Origin of the sequence: Shewanella jiangmenensis (assembly GCF_018596335.1) — a bacterium.
Taxonomy (GTDB): Bacteria; Pseudomonadota; Gammaproteobacteria; order Enterobacterales; family Shewanellaceae; genus Shewanella; species Shewanella jiangmenensis.
The window spans coordinates 218,672-235,156 of sequence record NZ_JAHEPS010000006.1; the positions used below are offsets into that span (position 1 = coordinate 218,672).

At 54.4% G+C, this 16,485-nt stretch carries 13 protein-coding genes and 1 pseudogene; 8 read left to right on the plus strand and 6 right to left on the minus strand.

Annotated elements, in window-relative coordinates:
* The first annotated feature begins 419 nt into the window (after positions 1-419).
* The 5 genes from KJI95_RS15415 to KJI95_RS15435 are packed head-to-tail and all read left to right on the plus strand — an operon-like array spanning position 420 to position 4,458.
* Positions 420-581 carry a periplasmic nitrate reductase, NapE protein gene (locus KJI95_RS15415; protein ID WP_214508077.1) on the plus strand — a complete coding sequence of 54 codons (162 nt, stop codon included), beginning with the start codon at positions 420-422 and terminating at the stop codon, positions 579-581.
* Between the two features lie 46 nt (positions 582-627).
* Positions 628-885 (plus strand): chaperone NapD, encoded by a 258-nt coding sequence (locus tag KJI95_RS15420; RefSeq protein WP_214508078.1) that lies wholly within the window; start codon positions 628-630, stop codon positions 883-885.
* Between the two features lie 2 nt (positions 886-887).
* Positions 888-3,377 carry a nitrate reductase catalytic subunit NapA gene (napA, locus tag KJI95_RS15425; RefSeq protein ID WP_214508109.1) on the plus strand — a complete coding sequence of 830 codons (2,490 nt, stop codon included), beginning with the start codon at positions 888-890 and terminating at the stop codon, positions 3,375-3,377.
* Between the two features lie 11 nt (positions 3,378-3,388).
* Entirely contained in the window at positions 3,389-3,862 is a 474-nt protein-coding gene (locus tag KJI95_RS15430) for a nitrate reductase cytochrome c-type subunit (protein WP_214508079.1), read from the plus strand.
* An 8-nt stretch (positions 3,863-3,870) separates the two neighbouring features.
* Complete coding sequence (locus KJI95_RS15435) at positions 3,871-4,458, plus strand: cytochrome c3 family protein (protein WP_214508080.1); 588 nt, start codon at positions 3,871-3,873, stop codon at positions 4,456-4,458.
* 155 nt (positions 4,459-4,613) lie between these two features.
* Here KJI95_RS15435 and KJI95_RS15440 read toward each other — a convergent pair whose 3' ends face one another.
* The 4 genes from KJI95_RS15440 to KJI95_RS15455 form a co-directional block, all read right to left on the minus strand.
* Positions 4,614-5,417: a DUF1338 domain-containing protein gene (locus KJI95_RS15440; protein WP_214508081.1), complete on the minus strand. Its 804-nt coding sequence runs from the start codon at positions 5,415-5,417 to the stop codon at positions 4,614-4,616.
* Positions 5,418-5,456: 39 nt separating this feature from the next.
* A complete protein-coding gene (gene astD / locus KJI95_RS15445) occupies positions 5,457-6,971 on the minus strand; it encodes a succinylglutamate-semialdehyde dehydrogenase (protein WP_214508082.1) in 1,515 nt (504 codons plus the stop codon).
* Positions 6,968-8,014 carry an arginine N-succinyltransferase gene (astA, locus tag KJI95_RS15450; protein WP_214508083.1) on the minus strand — a complete coding sequence of 349 codons (1,047 nt, stop codon included), beginning with the start codon at positions 8,012-8,014 and terminating at the stop codon, positions 6,968-6,970. Before astA ends, astD begins: the two co-directional genes overlap by 4 nt.
* A 76-nt stretch (positions 8,015-8,090) precedes the next feature.
* The gene (locus tag KJI95_RS15455; RefSeq protein WP_214508084.1) at positions 8,091-9,308 is read right to left on the minus strand and encodes an aspartate aminotransferase family protein; all 1,218 of its coding nucleotides are present in this window, start codon (positions 9,306-9,308) and stop codon (positions 8,091-8,093) included.
* A 310-nt stretch (positions 9,309-9,618) separates the two neighbouring features.
* Between KJI95_RS15455 and KJI95_RS15460 the strand changes: the two genes are divergently transcribed.
* Positions 9,619-10,047 carry an Lrp/AsnC family transcriptional regulator gene (locus KJI95_RS15460; RefSeq protein ID WP_214508085.1) on the plus strand — a complete coding sequence of 143 codons (429 nt, stop codon included), beginning with the start codon at positions 9,619-9,621 and terminating at the stop codon, positions 10,045-10,047.
* Between the two features lie 49 nt (positions 10,048-10,096).
* Here the strand turns inward: KJI95_RS15460 and KJI95_RS15465 are convergent, their stop codons facing one another.
* The gene (locus tag KJI95_RS15465) at positions 10,097-10,996 is read right to left on the minus strand and encodes a LysR family transcriptional regulator (protein ID WP_214508086.1); all 900 of its coding nucleotides are present in this window, start codon (positions 10,994-10,996) and stop codon (positions 10,097-10,099) included.
* A gap of 168 nt (positions 10,997-11,164) precedes the next feature.
* Here KJI95_RS15465 and hutH point away from each other — a divergent pair, with 168 nt between their 5' ends.
* Together hutH and hutU are read left to right on the plus strand one after the other, a co-directional pair.
* Complete coding sequence (gene hutH, locus KJI95_RS15470) at positions 11,165-12,658, plus strand: histidine ammonia-lyase (RefSeq protein WP_214508087.1); 1,494 nt, start codon at positions 11,165-11,167, stop codon at positions 12,656-12,658.
* 13 nt (positions 12,659-12,671) lie between these two features.
* Positions 12,672-14,684 (plus strand): urocanate hydratase, encoded by a 2,013-nt coding sequence (hutU, locus tag KJI95_RS15475; protein WP_214508088.1) that lies wholly within the window; start codon positions 12,672-12,674, stop codon positions 14,682-14,684.
* A gap of 463 nt (positions 14,685-15,147) precedes the next feature.
* Here the strand turns inward: hutU and KJI95_RS19520 are convergent.
* Positions 15,148-16,204, minus strand: a pseudogene (locus tag KJI95_RS19520) (integron integrase).
* Positions 16,205-16,485: the final 281 nt, after the last annotated feature.

A 16,485-nucleotide genomic window follows, 5' to 3' on the forward strand; every position in this document is an offset into this window, starting at 1 on the left:
GGCGCTTCAGCTGTGATGGCGCGTGCTTCGTGCGATGTAGCAATTTAACAAGCTGTGATCCTAATCACAGCCGCAAATGGCTGCCGATCTACTCCTTTGTAAATATTTTTCAAAAATCCGTCATTCGACGGTAGTCAAAATCCCTGTAAAACGTCTAGCTTTAGAACATCCGCAATAGCTGATATGTGCTTATTACGACTGAATAATCGAAAAATGCGCTTGCAAATCATGATCTATATAAAAATTGCGGAAAATAGATGATCTGGATCAAGCTGCATTCTGTTTACCGATTTCGGGGTATACAGTTTGTTAACAGTGAGCGCGTATGATCAATTCAGAAAGCAATGCTGCCGTAACTGACTGAACCCAAAGTGATGATGCAGCCCAATCGGGCATGACCCGATGCCATCGGAGGACACATGAGTGCTGATCCCAACAACACCCAAAAGAGCCTGGAACTGAAGATTTTTATCTTTCTGACCGTGTTTCTTGCGCCGCTGCTGGCCGTAGGCCTGGTGTCGGCCTATGGCTTTGCCATCTGGCTTGGCCAAATCTTTACCGGCCCACCGGGCGCCGGTTAACTCAAAAAACCTATAAAGAATCAATAACCTTACTTGGAAATATCCAATGAGCAATGAGCTTCATGTTACCAGCCTGATAGTGCAGGTGTTACCGGAGAAAATGGCCGAGGTGAGGGGGCAGATTTTGCAAATGCCCAACGCCGAGCTGTCCGTTAACAATGACGTCAAGTTGGTCGTGGTGCTGGAAGGAAGCTCCCAAAAGCAGTTGTTGGCCGGTATCGAAGCCATCAACGCCTTGCCGGGAGTCATGTCGGCAACCATGGTCTATCACCAGAGCGAAGTGCTGGAAGAGGATGAGCAATGAAAATGAACAGACGTGAATTTATGAAGGCCAACGCCGCACTGGCCGCCGCCAGTGTCGCCGGATTGGCATTGCCGACTTCGGCAAGCAATCTCATCACCAGCTCAGAGCAGACCAAGCTCGACTGGAACAAGGCACCTTGCCGATTTTGTGGTACCGGCTGCTCGGTGATGGTCGCCACCCGCGACGGCCGTGTGGTTGCCACCCACGGCGATGCCAACAGCGAAGTAAACCGTGGCCTTAACTGCATCAAGGGATACTTCCTCTCCAAAATCATGTACGCCAAAGACCGTCTGCAAACGCCCATGCTGCGTATGACCAATGGCCAGTACGACAAAAACGGCGAATTTACCCCGATCAGCTGGGACAAAGCCTTCGATGTGATGGCCGAAAAATGGAAAGCCACCATCAAGGAAAAAGGCCCAACCGCCGTGGGTATGTTTGGCTCAGGCCAGTGGACCGTGTGGGAAGGTTATGCCGCGTCCAAGCTGATGAAGGCCGGTTTTGGCTCCAACAACATCGACCCCAACGCCCGTCACTGTATGGCTTCAGCCGTAGTGGGCTTTATGCGCACCTTCGGTATGGATGAGCCCATGGGCTGTTACGATGACATGGAAGCCGCCGACGCTTTTGTGCTGTGGGGTTCAAACATGGCCGAAATGCACCCCATTCTGTGGAGCCGTGTGACCGACCGTCGCTTGAGCGCGCCCCACGTTAAAGTTGCCGTGCTGTCTACCTTCGAGCACCGCTCCTTTGAACTTGCCGACTTGCCTGTGGTGTTCACGCCACAAACCGACCTGGCCATCCTTAACTTTATCGCCAACTACATCATCCAGAACAACATGGTTAACCAGGACTTTGTGTCCAAGCACGTTAACTTCCGTCAGGGTGTGACTGACATTGGATACGGTCTGCGTCCGACCCATCCATTACAGCAGAAGGCGAAAAACGTTAAGACTGCCGACGAGTCAAGCCCCATTGACTTTGATGCCTTCAAGGCCTTTGTGTCTGAGTACACAGCCGAGAAAGTGGCCAAGATGTCCGGTGTGTCTGAAGACAAACTGGTGGAACTTGCCAAACTGTATGCCGATCCCAATACCAAGGTCACCTCGTTCTGGACCATGGGCTTTAACCAGCATACCCGCGGCGTATGGTGTAACAACCTGATTTACAACATCCACCTGCTGACAGGCAAGATCTCTACCCCAGGTAACAGCCCATTCTCGCTGACCGGTCAGCCATCGGCCTGCGGTACTGCGCGCGAAGTGGGTACCTTCTCCCACCGTCTGCCTGCCGACATGGTGGTGACCAATCCCAAGCACCGCGCTGTGGCGGAAGGTATCTGGAAAATCCCGGCCGGCATTATTCCGCCCAAGCCCGGTTACCACGCGGTTGAGCAAAACCGCCGCCTGAAAGATGGCGATCTGAACTGCTACTGGGTTCAGGTGAACAACAACATGCAGGCCGCGCCCAACATGATGGAAGAAACGCTGCCAGGTTACCGTAACCCAGCCAACTTCATTGTGGTGTCGGATGCCTACCCAACCGTGACCACCCAGGCTGCCGACCTTATCCTGCCTGCTGCCATGTGGGTTGAGAAAGAGGGCGCCTATGGTAACGCCGAGCGCCGTACCCAGTTCTGGCACCAGCTGGTGAAAGCACCGGGCGAGTCGCGCTCTGACTTGTGGCAGCTGATGGAGTTCTCCAAGCGCTTTACCACCGACGAAGTGTGGCCAAAAGACGTGCTCGAGGCCAACCCGTCTTACAAGGGCAAGACCCTGTTTGAGGTGCTGTTTAAAAACGGCAACGTGGACAAGTTCCCGCTGTCAGACCGCGATGCCAAGTATGCCAACGACGAAGCCGAGCACTTTGGTTTCTACGTGCAAAAAGGGCTTTTCGAAGAGTACGCCACCTTCGGCCGCGGCCATGCCCACGATTTGGCACCCTTTGACATGTACCACGAAGCCCACGGCCTGCGCTGGCCTGTGGTCGATGGCAAAGAAACCCTGTGGCGCTACCGTGAGGGCAGCGATCCGTACGTCAAGCCCGGCAAAGGCTTTGAGTTCTACGGCAAGCCCGATGGCAAGGCCGTGATTTTCGCGCTGCCCTATGAGCCCGCTGCCGAGTCACCGGATGAAGAGTTTGATATGTGGCTCTCTACCGGCCGCGTGCTCGAGCATTGGCACTCAGGCTCTATGACACAGCGTGTGCCTGAGCTGTACAAGGCGTTTCCGGATGCGGTGTGCTTTATGCACCCGGACGATGCCAAGGCCCGTGGTCTGCGCCGTGGCGATGAGGTCAAAGTGGTGTCACGCCGTGGCGAAATCCGCACCCGCGTTGAAACCCGTGGCCGTAACAAGCCGCCTCAAGGCCTGGTGTTTGTGCCCTGGTTTGATGCCAGCCAGCTCATTAACAAGGTTACGCTGGATGCGACAGATCCTTTGTCCAAACAGACCGACTTCAAGAAATGTGCGGTGAAAGTGCTGAAGGCCTGAGGAGACGAACCATGAAAACCATTAAAACCCTGTCTGCGCTGGCGCTGATGTCCTTTGCTCTGCTTGGCAATGCCGCCTCCGTACCGGAAGACAAGATTGACACCCTGCGTCTGGCGCCACTTGACAGCGAGCCAACGCCACCGGCGATGCAGCAGGTGCTCAACAAAGACATCAAGCAGGCGCGCAGCTACCCGATGCAGCCGCCCATCATTCCGCACAAGATTGATGGTTATCAGCTGGATTTGAAGGTGAACAAGTGTATGTCCTGCCACGCCCGTACCCGTACCGGCGAGTCGCAGGCGCCGATGGTGAGCGTGACCCACTACATGGACAGGGAAAACAACTTCCTGGCCGAACTGTCGCCACGCCGCTACTTCTGCGTCCAGTGCCACGTGCCGCAGCTTGATGCCAAGATCTTGGTTGAAAACGATTTTATCGATCTTGATCACCTGCTCAAAGCGGAACAAACCCAGGCCAAACACTAGGAGTCATTATGCGGGAAAAGCTTGCAAGAATTTGGCAAACCCTCAGAAAGCCCAGTGTGCATTACAGCCTGGGGTTCCTGACCCTCGGTGGCTTTGTGGCCGGGGTGATCTTCTGGGGTGGTTTCAACACCGCCCTCGAAGCCACCAACCAGGAAGCCTTCTGTATCGGTTGCCACGAGATGGAAAACAACGTCTATGAAGAACTCAAGACGACCATCCACTTCACCAACCGAAGCGGCGTGCGTGCTACCTGTCCTGACTGTCACGTGCCGCACAACTGGACTGACAAAATCGCCCGCAAGATGCAGGCATCCAAGGAAGTGTGGGGTAAGGTGTTTGGCACCATCAACACCCGCGAGAAGTTTGAGGAAAAACGCCGTGAGCTGGCCGAGCACGAATGGGCCCGCTTAAAGGCCAACGACTCGCTTGAGTGCCGTAACTGCCACAACTTCGATTACATGGACTTTACCCGTCAGTCCAAGCGCGCCGCCGAGATGCACTCCACCTCGCTGGCGAGCGGTGAAAAGACCTGTATCGATTGCCACAAGGGCATCGCGCACCATCTGCCTGATATGTCTGGTGTCAAAGGCTGGTAAGAAACCATCTCTCCAAAGCAAAAAACCGTGGCTCGCCACGGTTTTTTTATGTATTCCTGACGCGTTACCGTCTGTAGCGTTCGCAGCCAAGAGGCCAGCGTATAAACAACAAAAAGCCCGGCCATTTGGCCGGGCTTTCTTATCCAACCCCAAGGTTAGCGGGCGTTGGTGCTCTCAAAAATCTTGTCGGCAGACGCTGCCACAAAGCCTGGGTACAGGCGGCCATCGTCCATTGGGAAGCGGCGGGCAAACTCGTAGAAACAGCTTGGGATCATACGCTTGCCGTCAATGAACTCGACCATGGCTTCATCGGCCAGGGTAGATGACTGCTTGAGCTTCACCTCTTCGCTGCCCTTAATTTCACCGCCTGAGGTGTTGAGGGCAAAGCCTGCGGCCTTGAGCGCATCGTTCACCGAACCGAGGGTCTCGAAGTTTTTCAGAGCGTTAACTGACACAGTGAAGTGGTTGGCACGGAATCCCCACACAGAAACCCAGGCGGCGTATTCACTTTCTTCGAGCAGGGTTTCGTAGGTCGCCTGGTCTATGTCCCAGTGACGGCCTGAATAGAGGAAGTTATCGGCGGTTACGGCCGCAGCATCAATCTGGTCAACCAGCTTGTGCACTATGGTCTGCAGTTCGGCAGAGCATTTTTCCAAAAGCAGCTCGGAGATAAACACTTTGGGCTGGGTCGCATCGGGATGCTCAAAATGCTTGGCATACAGCTTTTTGGTTTCGAAGTGGTATTCGCCACATTCCACATAGCCAAGGACGCGGAAGTGGGCGGCGAGTTTTTCCAGGTTAATCTTCTCGATGTTGAACGTGCGCAGCGCGATGTGGTCATTCTGCACGTCATCCTGCTGGGAAGAGCCGAGCAGGGCGTGGATCTTCTTCGCTGACGGGGTTACCGCCACATAGTCCTGCCACAGGTTGGAGAAGAGGTCATTAATCTGGTTGTGCATGGTTATTTATCCTGGTGGTACATAGTTAAGTGTTGTAAATCAAATACTCAGACCCGGGCTCAGGCTAGCTGGCAGGCTGACGCTGCTGGCTTCAACCGAAGAGACAGGGTAGGCGCAGTAATCGGCCGCGTAGTAGGCGCTGGCTCTGTGATTACCGCTGGCACCGATGCCGCCGAATGGCGCGGCGCTGGAGGCGCCGGTAATGGGCTTGTTCCAGTTGACAATGCCTGCGCGAATGCGGCGGTAAAAGTGCTGATAATCTGCTTCGCTATCGGCAAGCAGCCCCGCCGACAGGCCAAATGCGGTATTATTCGCTTCCTCGATGGCCGCGTCAAAGTCGTTATAGCGGTATACCTTGAGCAGGGGACCGAAGTGTTCTTCATCGGGCAGAGGCAACGCCTTGGTGACATCAATAATGCCCGGAGTAACAAAACTCAATGCCGGGTCAGGCTGGGTCAGCTCAATCAGTGATACCCCACCAAGCGCCTGGATATCAGTCTGGGCCTTGACCATGGCCGCCGCGGCCTTGGCACTTATCATGGCACCATAGAAGGGCTGGGTTTCTGCGAAGGGTTCGGCAACCTTTATCTTTGCGGTGGCCTCAAGCAGTTTGGCAAGAATAGCATCGCCATTGGCATCGTTTTTAATAAACAGGCGGCGGGCACAGGTGCAGCGCTGACCGCTGGAGATAAAGGCCGACTGGATGATGTCATGCACGGCCGCATCGATATTGGCCACATCTTTGACGATAAGCGGGTTATTGCCGCCCATTTCCAGCGCCAGAATTTTGCCCGGCTGACCGGCATACTGCTGATGCAGTAAATGGCCGGTGTTTGAGCTACCGGTGAAAAAGAGGCCATCGATGCCGGGGTGTCCCGCCAGCGCCTTGCCGGTTTCCACTTCGCCCTGCAAAAGATTAATCACGCCTGCGGGCAATCCGGCTTGTTGCCAAAGCTTCACGGTAAATTCGGCCACTTTGGGCGTGAGCTCCGATGGCTTGAACAGCACGGTATTACCGGCGATAAGCGCAGGCACTATGTGGCCGTTTGGCAGATGCCCCGGGAAGTTATAGGGGCCAAAAACCGCCACTACCCCATGAGGCTTGTGACGAATAAAGGCGCGGGCACCGGCCATGGGGTTTTCCACTGTACCTGTGCGTTCATTGTGGGCCTTGATGGAAATGGCAATCTTGCCTGTCATGGCGGCCACTTCGGTGCGGCTCTCCCACAGCGCTTTGCCGGTTTCCTCGGCGATGAGGCGTGCCATGGCTTCAGCATTCGCGGTCAATTGGGCGGCGAAGGCTTCTACAATCGCAAGGCGCTCGGTCAGCGCCATATCTGACCATTGGTAAAAGGCGGCTCTTGCGGCAACCACGGCGGCGTTAACCTGTGCGGCGTCGGCGCCTTTGCCGCGCCAGATGACCTCGCCATTGGCGGGGTTAACTGACGCAAAGGCCTTGCCGTTGCCAGCTTGCCACTCACCGGCAATGTACTGGCATGGGTGGTCTGGCTGGTCTGGCTGGCCTGGCAGGATGTTATCGATAGCTGAGTTCATTTGGCCCCCTTGTCGAGATTTAAGTAGCGTACCGAGTCACCGTTGGTGACCTTGAGCAGATCGGCCATGGCCGGGCTCATCATCAGGCTGTGTGTTTCGGTATCGAGGCGGCATTCATCGCTGACGGTAGCGCGGAATTCCTTTGAATCGCAGTTGCTGACCGCCAATTGACTGGTGCCTTTGCACTGCAACGGGTCGTGGTTTATTACCACCCTGGCTCTGTGGCTCTGGCGTACCGACTTGATCTGTTTGAGCTGGGCTTCCACCGTGGGGCCGGCATCAAAGAGATCCACATAACCACGGTGCATAAAACCTTCGTTTTCCAGCAGCTTAAGTGCTGGCACCGTGTTTTCATGCACCTGGCCTATGGTGTCTCTGGCGGCCTCGGGCAGCAGATCAACATAAATAGGATAACGGGGCATGAGATCGGCGATAAAGCCCTTGTTGCCAACGCCAATCAGGTAATCCGCTTTGGAGAACTCCATGTTAAGGAAGCTTTTGCGCAGCCAACTCCAAAACGGTGGCTGGCCATCTTCACCGGCGGCGCCACGCATCTCGGCGATCACCAGTTTGGAGAAGCGCTTGGGATGCTCGGCCATAAACATAAAGCGCACCTTGGACAGGAAGCGGCCATTAAGCCCCACCCGAAAAGGCTCACGCAGGAACAGGGTGCAGATCTCGCTCACGCCTGTGTAGTCGTTGCCAAGTGTCAGCACTTCCACCGGATTGAAGATATCCAGCTCTTTACACTGGTGCACCATGGTGCTCTTGTGGAAATGGTACAGGGGGTTGGCAAGGCCAACGGACGCCTCAATACCGGACACCCCGAGGATCTCGCCGCTTAGTGTGTCTTCCAGTACGAACAGGTAACCCTGATCGCCCGGAGCCTGAACATCGGCATTGAAACTGTCTTCAGAATGGACAATCTTCTGAGTGAGCTTATTCTCACACAGGGGCAGGGAGGTAAAGCCCGCGCCGGACTCCCGCGCCATGGTCATCAGCGCCGGAAAATCCGAGCCCTGGATAGGACGAATAAGTAACATAATTCGGTTCTCTTGGTATGTGTGGAGGGCGACAGGGTAGTTCCCCATCGCCTGCTGCACAGATGCCTAAGGCGGCTTAACCTGCGTTAAGTCTGGCAACCAATTTGGCGATGGCGGCGTCGAAACGCGCCAGGCCTTCCCGAATATCGGCCTCTGGAATAACAAGCGATGGCGCAAAACGCACCACGTTTTGACCGGCCATCAGCACCAATACGCCTTCATCGGCGGCCGCGAGCATAAAGTCGCGGGCCTTGCCGGCGTAGTCGGCATTAAGCGCTGCGCCAAGGAGCAGGCCTTTGCCGCGCACTTCACTGAATACCTGGTACTTGTCGTTGATGGCCTTCAAACCATCGCGGTACAGCTGTTCACGGGCTTTCACACCGTCCAGCACTTCCGGAGTGTTCACTGTGTTGAATGCAGCGAGGCCAACGGCGCAGGCCAGTGGGTTACCGCCATAGGTGCTGCCGTGGGTGCCGACGACCAGATGCTTGGCAAGCTCGCTGGTGGTGAGCATGGCGCCGATGGGGAAGCCGCCACCCAACGCTTTGGCGGTGGTAAGGACGTCAGGCGTTACGCCAAGGCCCATATAGGCATAGAGCTCGCCGGTACGGCCAACGCCGGTTTGTACTTCATCGAATACCAAGAGGGCATTGTGCTTATCACAAAGCTCACGCACGCCTTTGATGAATTCGGCCGTTGGGGCAATGATGCCGCCTTCGCCCTGCAGCGGCTCGAGTACCACGGCGCAGGTGCGATCAGAGATCAGCGCCTTGAGGCTGTCTAAGTTGTTGTATTCAGCGTGATCGATGTCGGCAGGCTTGGGGCCGAAACCATCAGAGTAGGCGGCCTGGCCACCTACAGACACGGTAAACAGGGTGCGGCCGTGGAAGGCTTGCTTGAAGGCGATGATCTGTGACTTGTGGGCGCCGTGGTTATTCAGCGCTACACGGCGAACCAGCTTCAGCGCCGCTTCGTTGGCTTCGGCGCCTGAGTTGGCGAAATAGACTTTTTCGGCAAAGGTGTTGTCAACCAGCGCTTTGGCCAGCATCAGCGCGGGCTCGTTGGTCATGGTGTTGGACAGGTGCCACAGCTTGCCGGCCTGCTCAGTCAGGGCATTGACCAGCACAGGATGACAGTGACCTAGGCAGTTAACCGCAATGCCACCGGCAAAATCGATAAACTCGCGGCCTTGCTGATCCCAAATGCGGGAACCCAAACCTTTAACCGGGATAATGGCTGATGGAGCGTAGTTGGGTACCATCACGTCGTCGAACATACTTCTGTTGATCTGCATGCAAAGCCTCTGTTTTTGTATTGTTTTATTGTCGGGCGCAAGGCCCTTTATTTAGTTATCCCTGTATTATATTGAGCAGAAGTTGCAATTTGCAGCAGCGATATTGGCATATTGAAAGTAATGTGTGACAAAATGACGTTAAGATTTGCCATAATGACGGCCTCTAAAGCAAAGCCATAAGCCATAACGGTCGGTGCCCGAAAGTGGTTGCTGGCATGGAAGAGTGCCAGGCCTGGCGGCTTACCGCGAATTTACCCGGCGACTGCGCAGCGGCGCAGAGACGCAGTGACGAAGTGACAGGAAAAAAACCATGATAAGCAAAGAAGACGAGCGTCTGCTGGCGCTACTGAAAAATAACGCCCGCATCAGCGTGTCGGATATTGCCCGCTCACTGGATCTGTCACGCTCCACGGTGCAGACCCGTATCGCCAGGCTCGAGCAAACCGGCGTTATCAAAGGCTATGGGGTAGAGCTTGGCGAGGCCTATACCAGTAATCTGGTGTCGGCCCATGTGGCCATTAAGGTCAAGCAAAAGTTCACCACCAAAACCAACGTTGAGCTTAAAAAGATGCACATGATAAGCGAGCTTTACGCCATCAGCGGTGAGTACGATCTGATTGCCGTGGTGCAGGCGCAAACCACAGAGCAGCTAAGCCATTTGCTGGATGATATTGGTAACCTCGATGGGGTAGAGCGCACCACCTCATCGGTTATTCTCGAAACCAAATTTCGCCGCTGAGTCGCTGAGTTGCTGAGTCGCTGAGTTACTGAAAGTGACCAAACGCCGCTCAATCCCCTTGATGCCAGCGCTTGATTTCGTCAATCAGGGCCTCAGCCAGGGGCGTGGCAGTATTGTGTTTGGACGTGATCAGCATCAGCGGGATTTGGTAGGAATATTTTTGCGGCAAAATAGCGCGAAACAGCCCCTTGTCGACCCAGTGGCTGGCATAGTGCTCCGGCAGATACCCAATAAATTTGCCCGATAAAATCAGGTGCGCAATGCCTTCGTCATGATAGGCGCTGGCGGTATTTTGATAGTTGAGGTCATCGTTGCGGCTTTCTTTGTCGCGCATATAGTTGCTGGTCACTATCTCGGCCTGGGGCAGCAGCGACTGTATCTTCCCTGCCGGCGCATCAAACAGCGGATGGGTGGCGGCGCAATATAAATAGTTGGTTTCGCTGTGAAGCGGATGGTAATCAAGCCCCCGCAGCTGATGACGACTCACCCCAATGCCAACCAGAGAGCGGCCGTTGACCACCGAAGTTTCCACTTCCCGTGCCTCACACACGTTGATATCAAACTGAATGTGGCGGCTTCGTGACTTAAGACTGGCGATAACCTGGCCAACCCGGCAGCGCGGATCGCTCACCATGGTATCGATAATGGCGATGGTGGCCCGTCCGGCCAGTTCCTGTTTGGCACTGGCGATGGTGGCAGCAAAGGCTTCGCACTGCGAAAGCAGCTCAAGCGATGCCTGATACGTAGTGCGGCCGGATTCGGTCAGCTCAAAGCCGCTGCGCCCGCGCTTACACAGGGTTACCCCAAGGCGCACTTCCAGATCCGAAAGGTGGCTGCTGATGGTGGAGCGGCCAATATTCAAACGGGATTCGGCCGCCGACAGACCACCGCACTTAACGATGGCAACAAAAATTCGCAGCAGTTTTAAATCGACATCATGGATTTGCACTGGGTACTCACTGTGTTTAGCAAAGTATTGGTTCGATAAAATCGGAATAAGCTACGATTATTGTGCATTTATAAAACTTGGGCGGCAAGCTAGCATTGAGGTTATAGAATGCAGTGGCCTGGGCTGCTGCAACATAACAACGACAAAACAAATTGTTAGGAGCCAAAGATGAGCTTTAACTACGGTGTTGACCATCTTACCCTTGAGAAAGTAAATGCAATTGCCGATGGCAGCTTACAGGCCGTACTGAGCCCCGAGGCCATCGCCAAAATCAACGCAAGCCGCCACAACGTGGATGTGATGGCCGCATCGGATAAAGCCATTTACGGCATCAACACCGGCTTTGGCCCCCTGTGCGACACCCAGATCTCTCCGGCTGAAACCCATCTTTTGCAAAAAAACCTGCTCATCACCCACGCGGTGGGCGTAGGTGAGCCGATTGCCAAGTCCATCTCCAAGCTGATGCTTATCACCAAGGTGCACGCCCTGAGTCAGGGGTTTTCCGGTATTCGCCTCGAAGTGGTTGAGCGCATGCTCACCTTTATCGCCCTCGACCTTATTCCTGTGGTGCCTGAGCAGGGCTCTGTGGGCGCATCAGGCGACTTGGCGCCCCTGTCGCACCTCTTTTTGCCGCTGATTGGTGAAGGTGAGTTCTGGCAGGGTGACAGCATCATTTCTGCGGCCGATGCGCTTAAAGCCAACGGCCTTGCGCCCCTTGAACTTCATGCCAAAGAAGGACTGGCGCTGATTAACGGCACCCAGTTTATTTTGTCCCACGCCATCACCGCCCTGACCAAGATGGGCTATCTGCTTGATTTAGCAGATATGGCTGGCGCCATGAGCATTGAAGGTATGCAGGGCAGTCAGTCGCCGTTTCGCGCCGAGCTGCATGAAATCCGCCCCTTTGCCGGTAACATCGAAGTGGCCGCCCGTATGCGCAGCTTCTTTGCGGGCTCCGAGAACATGGCCTCCCACGCGGATTGCGACCGGGTGCAGGACCCATACTCGCTGCGCTGTATCCCTCAGGTACACGGCGCGTCGCGTAATGCCTACAATCACTTGAAAGAACTCGCCGAAATCGAGATGAACTCGGTGACTGACAACCCGATTGTGATAAGCGAGCAAGAAGCCATCTCCGGCGGCGGTTTCCACGGTCAGCCACTGGCCATGGTGCTGGACTACACCTCGATTGCCGCTGCGGAGCTTGGCAACATCGCCGATCGTCGCTGCTATTTGCTGCTCGAAGGCTTGCATGGCTTGCCGCGCCTGCTGACCACCTCGGGTGGCCTTAACTCCGGCATGATGATCCCCCAGTACGTGACTGCGGCATTGGTCACCGAAAACAAATCCCTGTGTTTCCCGCCATCGGCCGACAGCGTGCCGACCTCCATGGGACAGGAAGACCATGTGTCCATGGGCAGTATCTCTGGTCGTAAGCTCAATCAAATTTTGGGCAACCTTGAGAAAATCTTCGCCATTGAGCTGATGTATGCCGCCCAGGCCATTGATTTTCGCCGCCCGAACCGCTGCTCAGAGATTATCGAGATAAACCATGCGCTTATTCGCGCTAAAGTGGCCAAGCTTGAAGAAGACCGACTGCTCAAGCCCGATATCGACGCCATCATCGCCCTGGTAAAAGCCCAGGCCTTTATCGTGAAATAAGGAGGTTTGCATCATGGACAACAGCATGACTTTTAAGGCGCAAATCCAGCAGGGGATCCCAAGCGAGCTGCCTGCGCCAAAGCCGTATCCAGCCGGTGCCAACCGCGCGCCCAAGCGTAAAGACATTCTCACCCCGGCCGAAAAGCAGCTCGCGGTACGTAACGCGCTGCGCTATTTCCCCGCCGAGTGGCATCAGGAGCTGGCGGCAGAGTTTGCCAAAGAACTCAATGACTTTGGCCGTATTTACATGTACCGCTTCAAGCCAGAGTACGCCATGAAGGCCCGTGCCATTTCCGATTATCCGGCCAAATGTGAGCAGGCTGCCGCCATTATGCTGATGGTTGATAACAACCTCGACCCAGCCGTGGCCCAGCATCCCGAAGAGCTGATTACCTACGGTGGTAATGGCGCCGTGTTCCAAAACTGGGCCCAGTATCGCCTGACCATGAAATACCTAAGCGAGATGGAAGCAGATCAGACTCTGCATCTGTACTCAGGTCACCCTATGGGGCTGTTCCCATCATCCGTTGATGCGCCGCGGGTGGTAGTGACCAACGGCATGATGATCCCCAACTACTCCAAGCCCGACGACTGGGAGCGCTTCAATGCCCTCGGTGTAACCCAATACGGCCAGATGACCGCCGGCTCCTTTATGTACATTGGCCCCCAGGGCATAGTACACGGCACTACCATCACGGTAATGAATGGTTTCCGTAAGGTGCTGGAAAAAGGTGATAATCCCAAGGGCAAGATTTTCCTGACCGCCGGTCTTGGCGGTATGAGCGGTGCCCAGCCCAAGGCGGGTAACATCGCTGGCTGTATCACAGTGTGCGCCGAGGTGAACCCCAAGGCCGCCACCAAGCGCCACGAGCAGGGCTGGGTGGATGAGCTTATCGACAATATGCCTGCGCTGGTTGAGCGGGTAAAACTGGCTCAGGCCAATGAAGAAGTGGTATCCATTGCCTTTATCGGCAACGTGGTAAACGTATGGGAAGCCTTTGACGAGCATGAAATTTTTGTTCACTTGGGCTCAGATCAAACATCCCTTCACAACCCATGGTCCGGCGGCTACTATCCGGTGGATGTAAGCTTTGATGAGTCCAATCGCCTCATCCGAGAAGAGCCTGAGCTGTTTAAAGCCAAGGTGCAGCAAACCCTCAAGCGCCACGCCGATGCTGTAAACCGCCATACCGCCAAGGGCACTTACTTCTTCGATTACGGCAACGCCTTTTTGCTGGAAGCCTCCCGCGCCGGTGGCGATGTGATGGCTGACAACGGCATCGACTTCAAGTACCCATCCTACGTGCAGGACATTCTCGGCCCCATGTGTTTCGACTACGGTTTTGGCCCGTTCCGCTGGGTGTGTACCTCGGGTCGCAGCGCGGACCTTGATAAAACCGATGCCATCGCCGCCGAGGTGCTGGAGCGGCTGATGGCCAAAGCGCCTGTTGAAATTCAGCAGCAGATGCAGGACAACATCACCTGGATTAAAGACGCCAAACAAAACAAGCTGGTGGTGGGCTCACAGGCACGCATCCTTTATGCCGACGCCGAAGGCCGGATGGAAATCGCCAAGGCCTTTAACGATGCCATCAACCGCGGCGAAATTGGCCCTGTGGTGCTTGGCCGCGACCATCACGATGTGAGCGGTACCGATTCGCCATTCCGGGAAACCTCCAACATCTATGATGGCAGCCGCTTTACCGCCGATATGGCCATTCATAACGTGATTGGCGACAGCTTCCGCGGCGCGACCTGGGTATCCATCCACAACGGCGGCGGGGTAGGTTGGGGCGAAGTGATTAACGGCGGTTTTGGTATGTTGCTCGATGGCAGCGAGGCCGCCGAGCGTCGCTTAAAGTCCATGCTGCTGTTTGATGTGAATAATGGCATTGCCCGTCGCAGTTGGGCCCGCAACGAAGAAGCCAACTTCGCCATCAAACGCGAAATGGCCCGCACCCCCAAACTCAAGGTGACCCTCGCCAATCTGGTGGATGACGACATCATCAACGCCCTTGAGTTTTAAGGCCCTTTGAGGCTGCGGCGCGAGTCAGGCATGGATGACTGGCTATACATGGCGCAAGTTAAGCCTTTAAATCGTTAAAACGCCCTTAGGGGCGTTTTTTTATCCTTCAGTGCCCCTCGAGACATTGCGAGACTAAGCAAGCCATAGCAAGCCATAGCAAGCCATAGCAAGACTGAGCTAAGCAAGCCATGGGAAAGGGAGGAGCTTCAATCGGGTTGGGTAGATGCGACAAAACTGCTGTGAACTGCTGATAGATAAATGATGAACAACAATGATTTATAACACTTGCATAACACGAGTCGATTCTGAGAAGATGCGGCTTTACAGGATGTTACAGCACGTAATTACGGACGATGTCGCCACTTCGCCCCTGCGGTAGCCATGCCAATTGTCTGCTGAACCGCTATATGGTTGCGGCTATAGGGTTGGTGCCTACCTGAGTCAGGACCACCCGATTTCATCATCAGCTTAATCTGTCCAACGGACTCACAGTCCCGGCATAGTGTTGCCCCAGTACGTGGGTATAAATCTGCGTCGTACTTTCTTATTGAAAAGAGTCATCGTTGTGACCAAGCAATTCCTGCACAGTGCGGATATCGTAACCGGCCTGCAAAAGATGAGTGGCACAAATTCAGTGGGACTGAATTTGAACAGCTCCGCTGGCCCGAAGGGGAAAATACAGGGAAGTATTTTATAAAAGAATGGCGAAAGGTATGGCACGTCACCCGCTTATTGACCCCTGATTTAGCAACGGCGACCGCCAGCGCTTTGCGCACAACACTCTGATGCAGATGATGCCGACATAACACCCCGGTAATGGGATGATGGCAGATTGCATGTGATGGGAAGACAAACATCCAGATGGATTTTCTGAACGCATTGGGATATTTGCGCCCAAGTGCATAGGGCAGCGATGGCCCCAGGCCTTGTAAGTTATCTTTCTGCTGAAGGGCTGTGGCGCTGTTTATGTATGATTGCAATGCTGTCGCACAATGTTGGCTTAGTAGTGTTTTGCGATCTTTGCGATCTTTGCGGCCTTTACCGTCCCGCACTGTTAAGGACAGATGTTCAAGATCGACATCCTGGATCCTGAGTCTGAGACATTCGGAGATCCGCAGGCCACTGCCGTAAAGCATTTCGACAATCAGGCGGCTACGTCCTTCCAGACAATTCAGGATGCGCTTTACTTCACCAACGGTCAGTACCACAGGCAGGAATCGCTGTTTGCTGGCGTAATGAAAACCAAGGCTGCCAAGTTCCTGATGCAAGTGCTTATGATAAAGGTAGACCAGCGCATTTAACGCCGTCTTTTGAGTGTTTATTGCCACATTGCGTTGATTGGCGATAAAGGTCAGAAACTGTGCGACCTCCGCTTGTCCCATCTCTGCCGGGTGCCTTTTATGGTGAAAACGGATAAAGGCCTTTATCCAATACAGATATGTCTTTTCTGTTCGGATGCTGTACCCACGCATCCGCATCTCTTCGCGAATGCCCTGCAGAAACGGACTTTGATAGGCCATGTCGGAAGCCCCAAAAACTGTACGTACATACAGTATTATTTTAAAGTGGACGATTTTGCCAGCTCAAAAGACAAAAAATGTGCGCACTATTTCTGAAACACTTTTTATAACTATAGAAAATTCATAGATTTAAAAATGGTGAACGAAACAAAACGAGCGCAAATCATGCGCATGCGCACTTTCCACCCAGGATGATTTTTGCAAGGTTAAAAATCGAATTTAAAAACAGCGTGTTGCGTGAGATTTCACCAAGTGGTCAGATGTGAGATTATGCGCATGCG

Bases quoted from the DNA above. Each gene is read 5' to 3' on its own strand.
- KJI95_RS15415 (WP_214508077.1), top strand. From the start codon at position 420: ATGAGTGCTGATCCCAACAACACCCAAAAGAGCCTGGAACTGAAGATT.
- KJI95_RS15420 (WP_214508078.1), top strand. From the start codon at position 628: ATGAGCAATGAGCTTCATGTTACCAGCCTGATAGTGCAGGTGTTACCG.
- napA (WP_214508109.1), top strand. From the start codon at position 888: ATGAACAGACGTGAATTTATGAAGGCCAACGCCGCACTGGCCGCCGCC.
- KJI95_RS15430 (WP_214508079.1), top strand. From the start codon at position 3,389: ATGAAAACCATTAAAACCCTGTCTGCGCTGGCGCTGATGTCCTTTGCT.
- KJI95_RS15435 (WP_214508080.1), top strand. From the start codon at position 3,871: ATGCGGGAAAAGCTTGCAAGAATTTGGCAAACCCTCAGAAAGCCCAGT.
- KJI95_RS15440 (WP_214508081.1), bottom strand. From the start codon at position 5,417: ATGCACAACCAGATTAATGACCTCTTCTCCAACCTGTGGCAGGACTAT.
- astD (WP_214508082.1), bottom strand. From the start codon at position 6,971: ATGAACTCAGCTATCGATAACATCCTGCCAGGCCAGCCAGACCAGCCA.
- astA (WP_214508083.1), bottom strand. From the start codon at position 8,014: ATGTTACTTATTCGTCCTATCCAGGGCTCGGATTTTCCGGCGCTGATG.
- KJI95_RS15455 (WP_214508084.1), bottom strand. From the start codon at position 9,308: ATGCAGATCAACAGAAGTATGTTCGACGACGTGATGGTACCCAACTAC.
- KJI95_RS15460 (WP_214508085.1), top strand. From the start codon at position 9,619: ATGATAAGCAAAGAAGACGAGCGTCTGCTGGCGCTACTGAAAAATAAC.
- hutH (WP_214508087.1), top strand. From the start codon at position 11,165: ATGAGCTTTAACTACGGTGTTGACCATCTTACCCTTGAGAAAGTAAAT.
- hutU (WP_214508088.1), top strand. From the start codon at position 12,672: ATGGACAACAGCATGACTTTTAAGGCGCAAATCCAGCAGGGGATCCCA.